Here is a 15506-nt window from a genome sequence, read left to right as displayed (position 1 = left end):
CAGTGGCGGCCTAAGCAAAAGGCGGGCCGCCGGCACCTTGGGTTTGGTTTACTTCTTGGGGGCGTCCGAGCCTTCGAATAGGCTCTTCGGCGGGTTCTTCTTCAGCTCTTCGGAAGCTGCCAGCTGCTCGGGCGCCTGGCATTCGTCGGCGAGGCGCAGGCCCTGCTTCTGGTTCATCAGCATCGACTTGTTGGCGATCTGCAGCCACATCGCGCCGGCCTTGGGGTCTTCGAGGCGGATCGCACCGGTGCGGCTTTCGACCGGATGCATGCGGTAGCGCGCGCCCTTGGTCGAGACGGTGAAGAAGCCGGGCTTCTTGTCGTCGGCGGTCACGGTGACGTCGGCGCCCAGTTCGCACTGGATCTTGCCGGTGTGCACGCGCTTAGCGACTGCGAGATCGGCATCGGTCAGCGTGACGTTGGCGTCATCGGCGATCGGCGTCACTTCCTCGACGGCCTTGGCGGCCTTGCGCGTGACTTGGCGCTTCTTCGCAGGCGGCTTCTCGGCTGTCTTGGCGGCCGGTTTTGCCGCCGGCTTGGCAGGGGCGGTGCCCGAGCCCTGGGCGACCGCGGCGAACGGCAATGCCAGTGCGACGGCAGCGGCAAGAACAAGTTTCTTCATGGGAGTTTTCCTTTGGAGGCGTGATGTTTCAGGAGACGCCGGGGGCAAACCAAGCTTGCGCCTCGGACGGCAGCGCACGGCCGGTGGCGTGCGCACGCGTAAGTAGCTGCCAGAAATGACGGTAGCTTGCGCGGTCGTGCAATGTGCCATCAAAACTGACCGGCGCCCAATCCGCGGCGATGGCGGCCGCTATGATTTTTGTAGCCATTTGAATCTGCCGCTCGTCGGGCGCGAAGGCCTCGAGGATGGGGCGGATCTGGTTCGGGTGGATGCTCCACATGCGCGTGTAGCCGAACTCGCCGGCCGCCTTCTTCGCGGCGGCGCGCATCGCATCGATGTCGTTGAACTCGGTCACCACGCAATGCGACGGCACCTTGCCGTGCGCGTGCGCGGCCGAGGCGATGTCCAGCTTGGCGCGCACCACCAGCGGGTGCGTGAACTGCCCGGTCGCGCCCATGCCCTCGGCCGGGATCGCTCCGCCGTGCGCCGAGACGAAATCCATCAGGCCGAAGCTCAACGACTGCACGCGCGGATGCGCGGCGATCTCGAAGGCATGGTGCACCGCCAGCGGCGATTCGATCAGCACATGCAGCGGCACCGCTTCGGCGCCGGCCGCGTTGAGGGCCTCGACGGCCTCGCGCACGTCGTCGGCCGATTCGACCTTGGGCACCATCAGGTGGCTCAGCCGATGGCCGGCACGCCCCGCGACGGTGATCACATCGCCGGCAAAGGCCGGGTGGTCGACCGGATGCACCCGCACGCCGACGCGCATGCCGGGCGCGGCGGCGAGCGCGAGTTCGGTGACCAGCGCGGCATGCTCGGCCTCGCCGCCCACGGGGGCGCCGTCTTCGCAGTCGAGCGTGACGTCGAACACGCAGGCGCCGAACTCCTGCGTCATCTCGGCCTGCAGCGCCAGGCTCTTGCGCATGCGCGACTCGACGCCGCTGTAGTGGTCGCACACCGGCAGCACGACCGCACCGGCTTGTGCGCCGAGCAGCACGTCCCGCGGATGGGCGGAAGAGTTGTTCATGACTTGCGCCGCGCCACGATGAACATGCGCGGGAAGGCAAGCAGGCGCTTGCCGTCGGTGCGCACGGGATAAGCGCCGTCGACACGGCGCTGGTACTCGGCCAGGTAGCTGGCCTGCAGTTCGGCCGGCAGCCGATCGACGAAGGGCTTGAGCCCGGTGCCGCGCACCCACTCGACGATCGCGGCGGCAGAAGCCATCGGATGCTGGTAGGCGGTGCGCCAGACGTCGACCTGTGCCGCGTCGGCCGCCAGCAGGTCGTAGTAGCCGTCGATCGGCAGCAGCATCGTGCGCAGCTTGTCCGCATCGCCGATCGCTCGAGCCCACGGCGCCTCGGCCGCGACTTCACGCATCAGCCGGTGCGTAGGCTCCTCGCGGTTGTCGGGCATCTGGATGGCAAGCACGCCGCCGGGCGCCAACGCAGCGAACAGGCGCGGGATCAGCGTCTCGTGGTCGGGCACCCACTGCAAAGACGCGTTGGCATAGATCAGATCGGGCGCCAGCTCGGGCTGCCAGCGCGCGATGTCGCTGAGTTCGAAGCGGGCCTGGGGCAGGCGCTCGCGCGCGCTGACCAGCATGGCTTCGGAGTTGTCGGTGCCGACGACTGCGGCGCCGGCAAAGCGCTGCACCAGTAGCTCGGTGGAATTGCCCGGCCCGCAACCGAGGTCGACCACACGGGCCGCCCCGGTCAACGGAACGCGCGCCAGCAGCTCCTGTGCGGGGCGCGTGCGCTCGTCCTCGTAGCGACGGTAGAGCGCAGGGTTCCAGTCGAGCATGCCTGTCACTTCATCAAGAAGCGCTGAGGCGGCCGCCGCCGGGCCGCCCCAAGGCCAGCCGCGCCTCCCCCTCGGGGGTGGAGTTACACGAGCGCAGCGAGTGAAAAGCCGGGGGGGCCATTTACAGCAGATGGGCCACGCCGGCTTGCTCGTCCTGCAATTCCTTCAGCGTCTTGTCGATGCGCTCCTGGCTGAAGGCGTCGATCTCGAGGCCTTCGACCAGCTTGTACTCGCCGTTCTCGGTGGTGACCGGGAAACCGAAGATCACGTCCTTCGGAATGCCGTACTGGCCGTCCGACGGGATGCCCATCGTGACCCACTTGCCGTTGGAGCCCAGGGCCCAGTCGCGCATGTGGTCGATGGCGGCGTTGGCAGCCGAAGCCGCCGAGGACAGGCCGCGCGCTTCGATGATCGCGGCGCCGCGCTTGCCCACGGTGGGCAGGAACACATCGGCGTTCCAGACCTGATCGTTGATGAGGTCCTTGACGCTCTTGCCGCCGACCTTGGCGAAACGGTAATCCGCGTACATCGTGGGCGAGTGGTTGCCCCAGACGGCGAGCTTCTCGATGTCGCCGACGGCGGTGCCGGTCTTGGCGGCGATCTGGCTGGCGGCGCGGTTGTGGTCCAGGCGCAGCATCGCCGTGAAGTTCTTGCGCGGCAGGCTTGGGGCGCTCTTCATCGCGATGTAGGCGTTGGTGTTGGCGGGATTGCCGACCACCAGCACCTTGACGTTGCGGCTCGCGACCTGGTCGAGGGCCTTGCCCTGGGCCGTGAAGATCTGGGCGTTGGCGGCCAGCAGGTCCGCGCGCTCCATGCCGGGGCCGCGCGGGCGGGCGCCGACCAGCAGCGCGTAGTCGGCGTCCTTGAAGGCAATCAGCGGATCGCCGGTGGGGATCACGCCGGCGAGCAGCGGGAACGCGCAGTCTTCGAGCTCCATGATCACGCCCTTGAGCGCCTTCTGCGCTTTCTCGTCCGGAATCTCGAGCAGTTGCAGGATGACCGGCTGGTCCTTGCCGAGCATTTCGCCGGAGGCGATGCGAAACAGCAGGGCATAACCGATTTGGCCGGCGGCACCAGTGACGGCAACGCGAACAGGCTTCTTGCTCATGGGAAAACTCCAGGATGTGATGTAAACGGTGCGCGGCCGCGGATGCGGCCGCGGAGGTCGGCCCGGGCGATCCGCCCGGGCGCAAAGGCCGGCGAAGATTTTATGCCGATTTGCGCTTTCGATGGCGCCAGTCTTGTGTCTTATATAAGATGTCGGCCGACATGAGCACCTCCCCCACCGCGCTTGCCGAGCTGACGCCTTCGTTCAGCCCGCTCTACCAGCAGATCAAGTCATTGATCCTGCAGAGCCTGCACACCGGCGAGTGGAAGCCCGGGGAGCCGATTCCGAGCGAGATCGAGCTTGCCGCGCGCTTTCGCGTGAGCCAGGGCACGGTGCGCAAGGCCATCGACGAGCTCGCGGCCGAAAACCTGGTCGTGCGCCGCCAGGGCAAGGGCACCTTCGTCGCCACGCACGCCGAGCAGCATGTGCAGTACCGCTTCCTGAAACTCGTGCCCGACAGCGGCAACGTCGACAGCGAGGGCCCGGCCGAGCGAGAGATCGTCGACTGCAAGCGGCTGCGTGCCACCGCTGACGTCGCGCGCCTGCTGGCGCTTCGCACCGGCGATGCCGTGCTGCAAGTTCGGCGCGTGCTGGCTTACCGCGGGACGCCGACCATCCTCGAAGATCTCTGGCTGCCGGGCGCGCCCTTCAAGGGCCTGACGGCGGAGCGGCTGAACGCCTGGCATGGCCCCATGTACGCGATGTTCGAAACCGAGTTCGGCGTGCGCATGGTGCGCGCCGAAGAAAAGATCCGCGCCGTGCTGCCGGACGCGGCGCAGGCTGCGCTGCTCGCCGTCTCCACCGCGACGCCGCTGCTGAGCGTGGAGCGCGTGGCCCACACCTATCACGACACGCCGATGGAGCTGCGCCGCGGCCTCTACCGCACCGACACGCACCACTATCGCAATGAACTCGGCTGACCCGTGAGCGCCAAGCTATCGAATCAATAGCAACCGAGCGAAGCAGTGCGACGACTTCGCAGCGCGCGAAGCGCGATGGTGCGTTGCAATAGAATTTTGCGTTGTTTGCATTTCCGCCAAAGATCGAGCCGCCCCTCGAAAAATACACCGAAAGCCCCCATGACAGAGCTGGCCACACCACCCCGACCGCAGCGGCGCGAGTTCCGCAACATCAACGCCTTCACCGACCTGACCACCTACCGGCTTCCGCCGGCCGGCATCGTGTCGATTCTTCATCGCGTGAGCGGTGGCCTGATGTTCCTGCTGCTTCCTTTCATCATCTGGATGTTCGACACCTCCGTGTCTTCCGAGTACTCGTACGCACGCTTCAAGGCCGCTTTCAACAGCGGCCTTGGTTTCGTTCCGGGCTGGTTTCTGAAGCTGGTGGTGCTGGCGCTGATCTGGTCTTACCTGCACCACTTCGTCGCCGGCCTGCGCCATCTGTGGATGGACGTGAGCCACGCCGCGGTGAACAAGGAATTCGGCCAGAGCTCGGCAATCGCCACGCTCGCCATCAGCATTCTCTTGACCGTCGTGTTCGGCGCCAAGTTGTTCGGTCTTTATTGAGAAGGAGCACGAGATGTCTGTGAACTACGGCTCCAAGCGCATCGTCGTCGGCGCGCACTACGGTCTGCGCGACTGGCTCAGCCAGCGCATCACGGGCGCCCTGATGGCGCTCTTCACCGTCATCCTGTTGGCGCAGGTGCTTTTCACCCGCGGGCCGATCGGCTACGACGAGTGGGCCGGCATTTTCGCGTCGCAGTGGATGAAGGTGCTCACCTTCACGGTGATCGCTTCGTTGCTCTATCACGTCTGGGTCGGCATGCGCGACATCTGGATGGACTACGTCCAGCCGGTCGGCATCCGTCTCGTCTTGCAGGTTTTCACGATCGTCTGGCTTGTTGCATGCGCGGGTTGGGCCATTCAAGTGCTCTGGAGAATTTAATGCCCCCACGCTCACCATTTCATGTATTCGCTGCCCCCCAAGGGGGCGCGGCCCCCCTTGGCGCGGCCCGGCGGGAGTCCTGACCCCATGTCCTATACCAAAGAACAAATCACCAAGCGCAAGTTCGACGTCGTCATCGTCGGCGCCGGCGGCTCCGGCATGCGCGCCTCGCTGCAACTGGCGCGCGCCGGCCTCAACGTGGCCGTCCTGTCCAAGGTGTTCCCGACCCGTTCGCACACCGTCGCGGCGCAGGGCGGCGTCGGCGCCTCGCTCGGCAACATGAGCGAGGACAACTGGCACTACCACTTCTACGACACCATCAAGGGCTCCGACTGGCTCGGCGACCAGGACGCGATCGAGTTCATGTGCCGCGAAGCGCCGAAGGTGGTGTACGAGCTCGAGCATTTCGGCATGCCCTTCGACCGCAATCCGGACGGCACCATCTACCAGCGCCCCTTCGGCGGCCACACCGCCAACTACGGCGAGAAGCCGGTGCAGCGCGCCTGCGCGGCGGCCGACCGCACCGGCCACGCGATGCTGCACACCCTCTACCAGAAGAACGTCGAGGCGCGCACCCAGTTCTTCGTCGAATGGATGGCGCTCGACCTGATCCGCGACGCCGATGGCGACGTGGTCGGCGTGACCGCGCTCGAGATGGAAACCGGTGACCTGCACATCCTGCAGGCCAAAACAGTGCTCTTGGCCACCGGCGGCGCGGGCCGCATCTTCGCGGCCTCGACAAACGCCTTCATCAACACCGGCGACGGCCTCGGCATGGCGGCGCGCTCGGGCATTCCGCTGCAGGATATGGAGTTCTGGCAGTTCCACCCGACCGGCGTGGCCGGCGCCGGCGTGCTGCTGACCGAAGGCTGCCGCGGCGAAGGCGCGATCCTGCTCAACAGCAACGGCGAGCGCTTCATGGAGCGCTACGCGCCCACGCTCAAGGACCTGGCGCCGCGCGACTTCGTCTCGCGTTCGATGGACCAGGAAATCAAGGAAGGCCGCGGCTGCGGCCCGAACAAGGACTACGTGCTGCTGAAGCTCGACCACCTCGGTGCCGAGACGATCCACAAACGCCTGCCTTCGGTGTACGAGATCGGCGTCAACTTCGCCAACGTCGACATCACGAAGGAACCGATCCCCGTGGTGCCGACCATCCACTACCAGATGGGCGGCATTCCGACCAATATCAACGGCCAGGTGGTGATCCAGAAGGGCGAGGACAACAGCGCCGTGGTCAACGGCCTGTACGCGGTGGGCGAATGTTCCTGCGTGAGCGTGCACGGAGCCAACCGCCTGGGCACCAACTCGCTGCTCGACCTGCTGGTGTTCGGGCGCGCGGCCGGCAACCACATCGTCGAGTTCAACGACAAGCTGAAGGAACACAAGCCGCTGCCGGCCGATGCCGCCGACCGCACGCTGGAGCGCCTGAACCAGCTCGAGGCTTCGACTTCGGGCGAGTATGCGCAAGACGTGGCGGGCGAGATCCGCTCCGTGATGCAGCAGCACGCCGCCGTGTTCCGCAAGCAGGCCTCCATGGACGAGGGCGTCAAGAAGATCGCCGCCGTGCGCGAGCGCGTGGCCAAGGTCACGCTGAAGGACAAGTCGCGCGTCTTCAACACCGCGCGCATCGAGGCGCTGGAAGTCGACAACCTGATCGAGGTGGCGCAGGCCACCATGGTCTCGGCCGCCGCGCGCAAGGAGTGCCGAGGCGCGCACACGGTCGAGGACTACGAGCGCCCGTCCGACGACCCCGTCGCGCCGCTGGGCCGCGACGACGCCAACTGGATGAAGCACACGCTCTGGTACAGCCAGGACAACCGCCTGTCCTACAAGCCCGTCAAGCTCAAGCCGCTGACGGTCGAGTCCGTGCCTCCCAAGGTCCGTACCTTCTAAGAACATACCCAAGGTTTTCACGATGAAGCGCACATTCCAGATCTACCGCTACGACCCGGACAAGGACGCCAAGCCCTACATGCAGACCGTCGAGATCGAACTCGACGGCCACGAACGCATGCTGCTCGACGCCCTGATGAAGCTCAAGGCGCAGGATCCGACGCTGTCGTTCCGCCGCTCCTGCCGCGAAGGCGTCTGCGGCTCGGACGCGATGAACATCAACGGCAAGAACGGCCTCGCCTGCCTGACCAACATGCTCACGCTCAAGGGCACGATCGTGCTGAAGCCGCTGCCCGGCCTGCCGGTGATCCGCGACCTCATCGTGGACATGACGCAGTTCTTCAAGCAGTACAACTCGATCAAGCCGTATCTGCAGAACGACACGGTGCCGCCCGAAAAGGAGCGCCTGCAGTCCCCCGAAGAGCGCGACGAGCTCAACGGGCTCTACGAATGCATCCTGTGCGCGAGCTGCTCGACCAGCTGTCCGAGTTTCTGGTGGAACCCGGACAAGTTCGTCGGCCCGGCCGGCCTGCTGCAGGCCTACCGCTTCATCGCCGACAGCCGCGACGAGGCCACCGCCGAACGACTGGACAACCTCGAAGACCCGTACCGCCTGTTCCGCTGCCACACGATCATGAATTGCGTCGACGTGTGCCCGAAGAACCTGAACCCGACCAAGGCGATCGGCAAGATCAAGGAACTGATGGTGCGCCGCGCCATCTGAGCTTTTGAAAACCATGCAATCCGCCACCGACCTCCAGCAGCCGATCAGCGAACGTGCGCTGAGCAAGCTGAGATGGCGCTGCCGGCGCGGCTTGCTTGAGAACGACCTCTTCATCGCGCGCTTCTTCGAGCGGCATGAAGAAGGTCTGACCTGCGGGCAGGCGCAGGCACTGGAGACATTGATGGACCTGTCGGACAACGATCTGCTCGACCTGCTGCTTCGAAGAAAGGAACCCGAGCCCGAATGGGCCGGGGCCGACGTGATCGAACTCCTGCAGTTGATGCGCACCGACGGCGCGCAATCCCAATCTTCCTGAACACTCTTTGAAAGACACTCGCAATGAAAGCATCCGAGACCAAGGCCACCCTGTCGTTCAGCAACGGCGGACAGAACGTCGAGTTGCCGATCTACAAGGGCACCATGGGCCCCGACGTGATCGACATCCGCAAGCTCTACGCCCAGACCGGCATGTTCACCTACGACCCGGGCTTCATGTCGACGGCGTCGTGCGAGTCGGCCATCACCTACATCGACGGCGACAAGGGCGAACTGCTCTACCGCGGCTATCCGATCGAACAGCTCGCGACCAATTGCGACTTTCTCGAAACCTGCCACCTGCTGCTGTACGGCGAGCTGCCGAATACGACGCAGAAGACCGACTTCACCAAGCTCGTGACCAACCACACGATGGTCAACGAGCAGATGCAGTTCTTCCTGCGGGGCTTCCGCCGCGATGCGCATCCGATGGCCATCATGACCGGCCTGGTCGGCGCGCTGTCGGCCTTCTATCACGACAGCACGGACATCAACAATCCGAAGCACCGCGAGATCGCCGCGATCCGCCTGATCGCGAAGATGCCGACGCTGGTCGCCATGGCCTACAAGTACACGATCGGCCAGCCCTACATGTACCCGAAGAACGAACTCAGCTATGCGGGCAACTTCCTGCACATGATGTTCGCCACGCCCTGCGAGGAATACAAGGTGAGCCCGGTGCTCGAGCGCGCGCTCGACCGCATCTTCATCCTCCATGCCGATCATGAGCAGAACGCCTCGACCTCGACCGTGCGCTTGTGCGGCTCCTCGGGCACCAACCCCTTCGCAGCCATCGCGGCGGGCGTGGCCTGCCTCTGGGGTCCGGCCCACGGGGGCGCCAACGAAGCGGCGCTCAACATGCTCCACGACATTCAGAAGGCGGGCGGCGTCGACAAGATCGGCGAGTTCATCAAGCAGGTCAAGGACAAGAGCTCGAATGTCAAGCTGATGGGTTTCGGGCACCGCGTCTACAAGAACTACGATCCCCGCGCCAAGCTGATGCAGGAGACCTGCAAGGAAGTGCTGAACGAGCTTGGCCTCGAGAACGATCCGCTGTTCAAGCTTGCGATGGCGCTCGAGAAGATCGCACTCGAAGACGAATACTTCGTCTCGCGCAAGCTCTACCCGAACGTCGACTTCTACTCGGGCATCGTGCAGCGCGCGATCGGCATCCCGGTGCCGCTCTTCACCGCGATCTTCGCGCTCGCGCGCACCGTCGGCTGGATCGCCCAGCTCAACGAGATGATCGGCGACCCGGAGTACAAGATCGGTCGTCCGCGCCAGCTCTTCGAAGGCTCGCCCAAGCGCGACGTGCAGCCTATCGCGCAGCGCTGAGCCTCGTCTTCGCGCTCACCCCGGAAAGCTGCCCTCGGGCAGCTTTTTTGCGTCTTGGCTGACACGCAGTGCCGGCAAGGGGGGCATAGGCTGCAAGGCACCCAAACAGAAGGAGTTACGCCATGAAGAAACTTGCCGCACTGGTCGCCATCGCTTTCACCCTGTCCGTGCCGCTGGCCGGCTGCAATACCTGGAGAGGCGCGGGCCAGGACGTGCAGAAGGCCGGCGAGAAGATGGAAGACTCGAGCAAGAAGCGTCAATAGCGCCTTCTCGCCTCACCATCGCACTCTGGCAGCGATGCCATCGCGCATCGCGATGACTAACACGTAAAAACAGAGGGAAAATAGGGGCTTCCATCTCCAACCGAGATGCCGAAGCCCCGAAATGACCTCGTCCGAACGCAATTTCGCCCGCCGCATCGACCTCACGTCGTTGCAGCTGTTCGTGGCCGTCTGCGAGCTGGGCACTATCGGACGGGCGGCGGAGCGCGAATTCATCGCCGCCTCCGCCATCAGCAAGCGCTTGTCGGATCTCGAAGCCACGCTCGGCACTCCCCTGCTTTATCGCCATGCACGCGGCGTCGACCTGACGCCAGCGGGCGAGAGCCTTCTTCACCACGCACGCTCCGTGCTCTACAGCCTGGAGAAGATGCAGGGCGAGCTGAGCGAGTACGCCGACGGCATTCGCGGTCATGTTCGGGTGCACGCGAACATCTCGGCCATCGTGCAGTTTCTCCCCGAGGACCTCGGCGCCTTCACGCGCGAGCATGACGCGATCAAGATCGACCTGGAAGAACATCTCAGCAGCGAGGTGGTGCGCGCCGTGCACGAGGGAGCGGCCGACCTCGGCATCTGTCACGTACCGGAAGGCACGAGCGAACTGCAGAGCCTGCCGTACCGCCGCGATTCGCTGGTGCTGGTCGTGCCCGCAGGCCATCCGCTGGCGGCGCAGCGCGCAATTGATTTCGCGGACTCGCTGGATGTCGACCACGTCGGCCTGCATACCAACAGCTCGATCTACGTCGCGATGCACCAGGCCGCGCTGGCCGCCGATCGCACGATCAAGCTGCGCATCCACGTGACCGGCCTCGACGCCATGTGCCGAATGATCGAGAACGGCCTCGGCATCGGCGTGATGCCGCTGCGCGCCTTCGAACTGATGCAAGGCGGCATCGGCCGCGGCTTGACGAGCGTGGCGCTGAACGACGCCTGGGCGGCGCGCGAGATCCGCCTGGTCGCGCGCGATTTCTCGACGCTCCCGGTCGCGGCGCGCATGCTCGTCACGCACCTGCAGGCGCCGGCGGCGGCGCCCGACCAGCTGGCCGCATAAGACAATCACCCTCCCACGAAAGAGACCATCACATGGCACGCACGCTCTACGACAAGCTCTGGGACGAACACGTCGTCCACACCGAGGAAGACGGAACCTCGATCCTGTACATCGACCGCCACCTGGTCCACGAAGTGACCAGCCCACAGGCCTTCGAGGGGCTGCGCGAAACCGGCCGCAAGCTGTGGCGCATCAGCTCGGTGGTGGCCACGGCCGACCACAACACGCCGACCACGAACTGGGAGCGCGGCTACGACGGCATCGCCGACCCCGTCAGCCGCGAGCAGATCACCACACTGGACAGCAACATCAAGGAATTCGGCGCGGCTGCGTTCTTCCCCTTCCTGAGCAAGCGCCAGGGCATCGTGCACGTGATCGGCCCCGAGTCGGGCGCGACGCTGCCGGGCATGACGGTGGTGTGCGGCGATTCGCACACCTCCACGCACGGCGCCTTCGGCGCACTGGCGCACGGCATCGGCACCAGCGAGGTCGAGCACGTGATGGCGACCCAGACCTTGCTCGCCAAGAAGGCGAAGAACCTGCTCGTCAGGGTGGAGGGCAAGCTGGCGCCGGGCTGCACCGCCAAGGACATCGTGCTGGCGATCATCGGCAAGATCGGCACCGCCGGCGGTACCGGCTACACGATCGAATTCGCCGGCTCGGCGATCCGCGACCTCAGCATGGAAGGCCGCATGACGGTGTGCAACATGGCGATCGAGGCCGGGGCGCGCGCCGGACTGGTGGCGGTGGACGAGAAGACCATCGCCTACGTCAAGGGCCGCCCGCTCGCGCCCACGGGCGTCGAATGGGACCAGGCCGTTGCCTATTGGAAGACGCTGCACTCGGATGCCGATGCGCATTTCGACACCGTGGTCGAGCTCGACGCCGCGCAGATCAAGCCGCAGGTCACCTGGGGCACCTCGCCCGAGATGGTGGTGCCGGTGGACGGCCGCGTGCCCGATCCGGACAAGGAAAAGGATGCCAACAAGCGCGGCGCCATCGAGCGCGCGCTGACCTACATGGGCCTGGAGCCGAACAAGCCGATGAACGACATCCTGATCGACAAGGTGTTCATCGGCTCCTGCACCAACAGCCGCATCGAGGACATGCGCGAAGCCGCGGCCATGGTCAAGAAGCTGGGTCAGAAGGTCGCGAAGAACGTCAAGCTCGCAATGGTCGTTCCGGGCTCCGGCCTGGTGAAGGAACAGGCCGAGCGCGAAGGGCTGGACCAGATCTTCAAGGCCGCGGGCTTCGAATGGCGCGAGCCGGGCTGCTCGATGTGCCTGGCGATGAACGCCGACCGGCTCGAGCCCGGCGAACGCTGCGCCTCCACCAGCAACCGCAACTTCGAAGGCCGGCAGGGCGCCGGCGGCCGCACCCACCTGGTGAGCCCGGCCATGGCCGCCGCCGCCGCGGTGCACGGCCATTTCGTCGACGTCCGCCAATTCGCCTGAAGGAGCCACACACCATGCAGAAATTCACCGTGCACAAGGGCCTCGTGGCGCCGATGGACCGCGAGAACGTCGACACCGACGCCATCATTCCCAAACAGTTCCTGAAGTCGATCAGGAAAACCGGTTTCGGCCCCAACCTGTTCGACGCCTGGCGCTACCTCGATCCGGGCGAGCCCGGCCAGGACCCGAAGTCGCGCAAGCCGAACCCCGACTTCGTGCTGAACCAGCCGCGCTACGCGGGCGCCTCGATCCTGCTCGCGCGCCAGAACTTCGGCTGCGGCTCGTCGCGCGAGCACGCGCCCTGGGCCCTCGACCAGTACGGCTTCCGCGCCATCATCGCGCCCAGCTATGCCGACATCTTCTTCAACAACAGCTTCAAGAACGGCCTGCTGCCGATCGTTCTGAGCGAGTCGCAGGTCGCCCAGCTCTTCGACGAGACCTTCGCCTTTCCAGGCTACAGCCTCACCGTCGACCTCGAGCGGCAAGTGATCGTCAAGCCCGACGGCAGCGAGCTGCCCTTCGAGGTCCAGGCCTTCCGCAAGTACTGCCTGATCAACGGCCTGGACGACATCGGCCTGACGCTGCGTCACAAGGACAAGATCGAGGCCTTCGAGGCCGAGCGCCTGGCGCAGAAGCCCTGGCTCAGCCACCAGTTGATCGCCTGACCCCTTCCACTTCTTCAGAACACCTTCATGAAAATCGCAGTCCTTCCCGGTGACGGCATCGGCACCGAAATCGTCGCCGAAGCCATCCGCGTGCTCGACACGCTCGACCTCTCCTTCGAGATGGAATCGGCCCTGGTCGGCGGTGCAGCCTACGAGGCCCACGGCCACCCGCTGCCCGAGGCCACGCTCAAGCTCGCCAAGGAGGCCGATGCCGTGTTGTTCGGCGCCGTGGGCGACTGGAAGTACGACAGGCTGGAGCGTTCGCTGCGGCCCGAGCAGGCCATCCTCGGCCTGCGCAAGAATCTCGGCCTGTTCGCCAACTTCCGCCCGGCGATCTGCTACGAGCAGCTGGTCGGCGCCTCGAGCCTGAAGCCCGAACTGATCGCGGGCCTCGACATCCTGATCATCCGCGAGCTGACGGGCGACATCTATTTCGGCCAGCCGCGCGGTCGCCGCACCGCCGTCGACGGCCACTTCCCCGGCGCCGAGGAGGCCTTCGACACCATGCGCTATTCGCGCCCCGAGGTCGAGCGCATCGCCCACGTCGCCTTCCAGGCGGCACGCAAGCGCAGCAAGCGGGTGACCAGCGTCGACAAGGCCAACGTGCTCGAAACCTTCCAGTTCTGGAAGGACGTCGTGACCGAGGTCGGCAAGGAATACCCCGACGTCGAACTCGATCACATGTACGTCGACAACGCCGCGATGCAGCTAGTCAAGGCGCCCAAGAAATTCGACGTGGTCGTCACCGGCAACATGTTCGGCGACATCCTGTCCGACGAAGCCGCCATGCTGACGGGCTCGATCGGCATGCTGCCCTCGGCCTCGCTCAACGCCGGCAATCAGGGCCTGTACGAGCCCAGCCACGGCAGCGCGCCCGACATTGCAGGCAAAGGGGTTGCCAATCCTTTGGCTACAATCCTGTCCGCTGCCATGATGCTCCGCTTTTCCCTAAACCAACCCGAGGCTGCCGACCGAATCGAGTCGGCCGTCAAGCACGTGCTGGCGCAGGGTTTGCGTACGGCAGACATCTGGTCCGCGGGCACGACCAAGGTCGGCACCCGCGAAATGGGCGACGCCGTGGTGGCAGCCATCACCAAAAAGACGATTACCGGCTAACCGCAGCCTGCTTCGTCACGCCCTCCCCCGGCTCTGACGAGCCGGGCGCAAAGAAAAGACAGCTTTCTTTTTTTCACAAGGGCAAATTGAAATGGCGAACGCAACTCAACCTCTGGTCGGCCTCGTGGGCTGGCGCGGCATGGTCGGCTCGGTCCTCATGGACCGCATGCAGGCCGAAGGCGACTTCGGACTGATCGAGCCGCTTTTCTTCTCCACCTCCAACACCGGCGGCAAGGCCCCGGCGACGGCGAAGAACGAGACCACGCTGAAGGACGCGCACGACATCGAAGCACTCCGGAAGTGCGACATCGTCATCACCGCACAGGGCGGCGACTACACCAGCGCGGTCTTTCCCAAGCTGCGCGCCGCGGGCTGGAGCGGCCACTGGATCGACGCCGCCTCCACCCTGCGCATGAACGAGGACGCGGTCATCGTGCTCGATCCGGTCAACCTGCCGGTGATCCAGAACGCGCTCGCCAAGGGAGGCAAGAACTGGATCGGCGGCAACTGCACCGTGAGCTGCATGCTGATGGGCGTCGGCGCCCTCTACAAGGCCGGCCTGGTCGAGTGGATGACCAGCATGACCTACCAGGCCGCCTCGGGCGGCGGCGCGCAGCACATGCGCGAGCTGCTCACGCAGTTCGGCTCGATCAACGGCGAAGTGCGTGCGCTCCTGGACGATCCGAAGTCAGCGATCCTCGAGATCGACCGCAAGGTGCTGGCCAAGCAGCAGTCGCTGAGCGCGGCCGAAACGGCCAATTTCGGCGCACCGCTCGGCGGCAGCCTGATCCCGTGGATCGACAAGGATCTCGGCGACGGCATCAGCAAGGAAGAGTGGAAGGCCGGCGCCGAAACCAACAAGATCCTCGGCCAGGGCGCAGGCTTCGGAACCGCAGCGACACCGGTCGACGGCTTCTGCGTGCGCATCGGCGCGATGCGCTGTCACAGCCAGGCGCTGACATTCAAGCTCAAGAAGGATGTGCCGGTCGCCGATATCGAAGCACTGATCGCAGCCGACAACGACTGGGTCAAGGTCGTGCCGAACAACCGCGAAGCCACGCTCAAGGACCTGACGCCGGTGGCGGTGACGGGCACGATGAGCATTCCAGTGGGCCGGGTGCGCAAGCTCGCCATGGGCCCCGAGTACGTCGGCGCCTTTACCATCGGCGACCAGCTGCTCTGGGGTGCGGCGGAGCCGCTCCGGCGCATGCTGCGCATCCTGCTGGAGGCCTGAA

Annotated in this window: 17 protein-coding genes; 13 read left to right on the top strand and 4 right to left on the bottom strand. The window is 65.4% G+C overall.

All coding sequences use genetic code 11. The annotated features are described in order from the left end of the window. Nucleotides 1-48: 48 nt before the first annotated feature. The 4 genes from EJI01_RS16910 to EJI01_RS16895 all read right to left on the bottom strand — a co-directional run bounded on the left by EJI01_RS16910 (nt 49) and on the right by EJI01_RS16895 (nt 3532). Nucleotides 49-621, bottom strand: a complete 573-nt coding sequence (locus EJI01_RS16910) for a hypothetical protein (RefSeq protein ID WP_126838303.1) — start codon at nt 619-621, stop codon at nt 49-51. Nucleotides 622-649: 28 nt separating this feature from the next. Then, entirely contained in the window at nt 650-1651 is a 1002-nt protein-coding gene (locus EJI01_RS16905) for an HpcH/HpaI aldolase/citrate lyase family protein (RefSeq protein WP_126838302.1), read from the bottom strand. Then, on the bottom strand, nt 1648-2424 hold the full coding sequence (gene tam, locus EJI01_RS16900) for a trans-aconitate 2-methyltransferase (RefSeq protein WP_126838301.1): 777 nt from the start codon (nt 2422-2424) through the stop codon (nt 1648-1650). The genes EJI01_RS16905 and tam overlap by 4 nt, the downstream gene beginning before the upstream one ends. A 121-nt stretch (nt 2425-2545) precedes the next feature. Then, nucleotides 2546-3532 (bottom strand): malate dehydrogenase, encoded by a 987-nt coding sequence (locus tag EJI01_RS16895; protein WP_126838300.1) that lies wholly within the window; start codon nt 3530-3532, stop codon nt 2546-2548. Nucleotides 3533-3693: 161 nt separating this feature from the next. Between EJI01_RS16895 and EJI01_RS16890 the strand changes: the two genes are divergently transcribed. The 13 genes from EJI01_RS16890 to asd all read left to right on the top strand — a co-directional run bounded on the left by EJI01_RS16890 (nt 3694) and on the right by asd (nt 15505). Further along, nucleotides 3694-4452 carry a GntR family transcriptional regulator gene (locus EJI01_RS16890; RefSeq protein WP_260602490.1) on the top strand — a complete coding sequence of 253 codons (759 nt, stop codon included), beginning with the start codon at nt 3694-3696 and terminating at the stop codon, nt 4450-4452. Nucleotides 4453-4611: 159 nt separating this feature from the next. Further along, a complete protein-coding gene (gene sdhC / locus EJI01_RS16885) occupies nt 4612-5058 on the top strand; it encodes a succinate dehydrogenase, cytochrome b556 subunit (RefSeq protein ID WP_126838298.1) in 447 nt (148 codons plus the stop codon). 13 nt (nt 5059-5071) lie between these two features. After that, nucleotides 5072-5437, top strand: a complete 366-nt coding sequence (gene sdhD / locus EJI01_RS16880; RefSeq protein ID WP_126838297.1) for a succinate dehydrogenase, hydrophobic membrane anchor protein — start codon at nt 5072-5074, stop codon at nt 5435-5437. A gap of 87 nt (nt 5438-5524) precedes the next feature. Beyond that, nucleotides 5525-7333 carry a succinate dehydrogenase flavoprotein subunit gene (gene sdhA / locus EJI01_RS16875; RefSeq protein ID WP_126838296.1) on the top strand — a complete coding sequence of 603 codons (1809 nt, stop codon included), beginning with the start codon at nt 5525-5527 and terminating at the stop codon, nt 7331-7333. A 22-nt stretch (nt 7334-7355) separates the two neighbouring features. Further along, complete coding sequence (locus EJI01_RS16870) at nt 7356-8057, top strand: succinate dehydrogenase iron-sulfur subunit (RefSeq protein WP_126838295.1); 702 nt, start codon at nt 7356-7358, stop codon at nt 8055-8057. Between the two features lie 13 nt (nt 8058-8070). Next, nucleotides 8071-8373 carry a succinate dehydrogenase assembly factor 2 gene (locus tag EJI01_RS16865; protein ID WP_126838294.1) on the top strand — a complete coding sequence of 101 codons (303 nt, stop codon included), beginning with the start codon at nt 8071-8073 and terminating at the stop codon, nt 8371-8373. A 23-nt stretch (nt 8374-8396) separates the two neighbouring features. Beyond that, nucleotides 8397-9707: a citrate synthase gene (gene gltA / locus EJI01_RS16860; RefSeq protein ID WP_126838293.1), complete on the top strand. Its 1311-nt coding sequence runs from the start codon at nt 8397-8399 to the stop codon at nt 9705-9707. A 122-nt stretch (nt 9708-9829) separates the two neighbouring features. After that, on the top strand, nt 9830-9970 hold the full coding sequence (locus tag EJI01_RS16855; protein ID WP_126838292.1) for an entericidin A/B family lipoprotein: 141 nt from the start codon (nt 9830-9832) through the stop codon (nt 9968-9970). A gap of 121 nt (nt 9971-10091) precedes the next feature. Next, the gene (locus EJI01_RS16850) at nt 10092-11036 is read left to right on the top strand and encodes a LysR substrate-binding domain-containing protein (RefSeq protein ID WP_126838291.1); all 945 of its coding nucleotides are present in this window, start codon (nt 10092-10094) and stop codon (nt 11034-11036) included. 32 nt (nt 11037-11068) lie between these two features. Continuing rightward, entirely contained in the window at nt 11069-12490 is a 1422-nt protein-coding gene (gene leuC, locus EJI01_RS16845) for a 3-isopropylmalate dehydratase large subunit (RefSeq protein WP_126838290.1), read from the top strand. 14 nt (nt 12491-12504) lie between these two features. Next, the gene (gene leuD, locus EJI01_RS16840) at nt 12505-13155 is read left to right on the top strand and encodes a 3-isopropylmalate dehydratase small subunit (RefSeq protein ID WP_126838289.1); all 651 of its coding nucleotides are present in this window, start codon (nt 12505-12507) and stop codon (nt 13153-13155) included. Nucleotides 13156-13182: 27 nt separating this feature from the next. Further along, the gene (gene leuB, locus EJI01_RS16835) at nt 13183-14271 is read left to right on the top strand and encodes a 3-isopropylmalate dehydrogenase (protein WP_126838288.1); all 1089 of its coding nucleotides are present in this window, start codon (nt 13183-13185) and stop codon (nt 14269-14271) included. A gap of 91 nt (nt 14272-14362) precedes the next feature. After that, nucleotides 14363-15505: an aspartate-semialdehyde dehydrogenase gene (gene asd, locus EJI01_RS16830; RefSeq protein ID WP_126838287.1), complete on the top strand. Its 1143-nt coding sequence runs from the start codon at nt 14363-14365 to the stop codon at nt 15503-15505. Nucleotide 15506 lies beyond the last annotated feature (1 nt).

It is taken from the genome of Variovorax sp. MHTC-1 (assembly GCF_003984645.1).
Classification (GTDB): domain Bacteria; phylum Pseudomonadota; class Gammaproteobacteria; order Burkholderiales; family Burkholderiaceae_C; genus Variovorax.
This window is presented reverse-complemented; position numbering and strand designations above follow the sequence as displayed.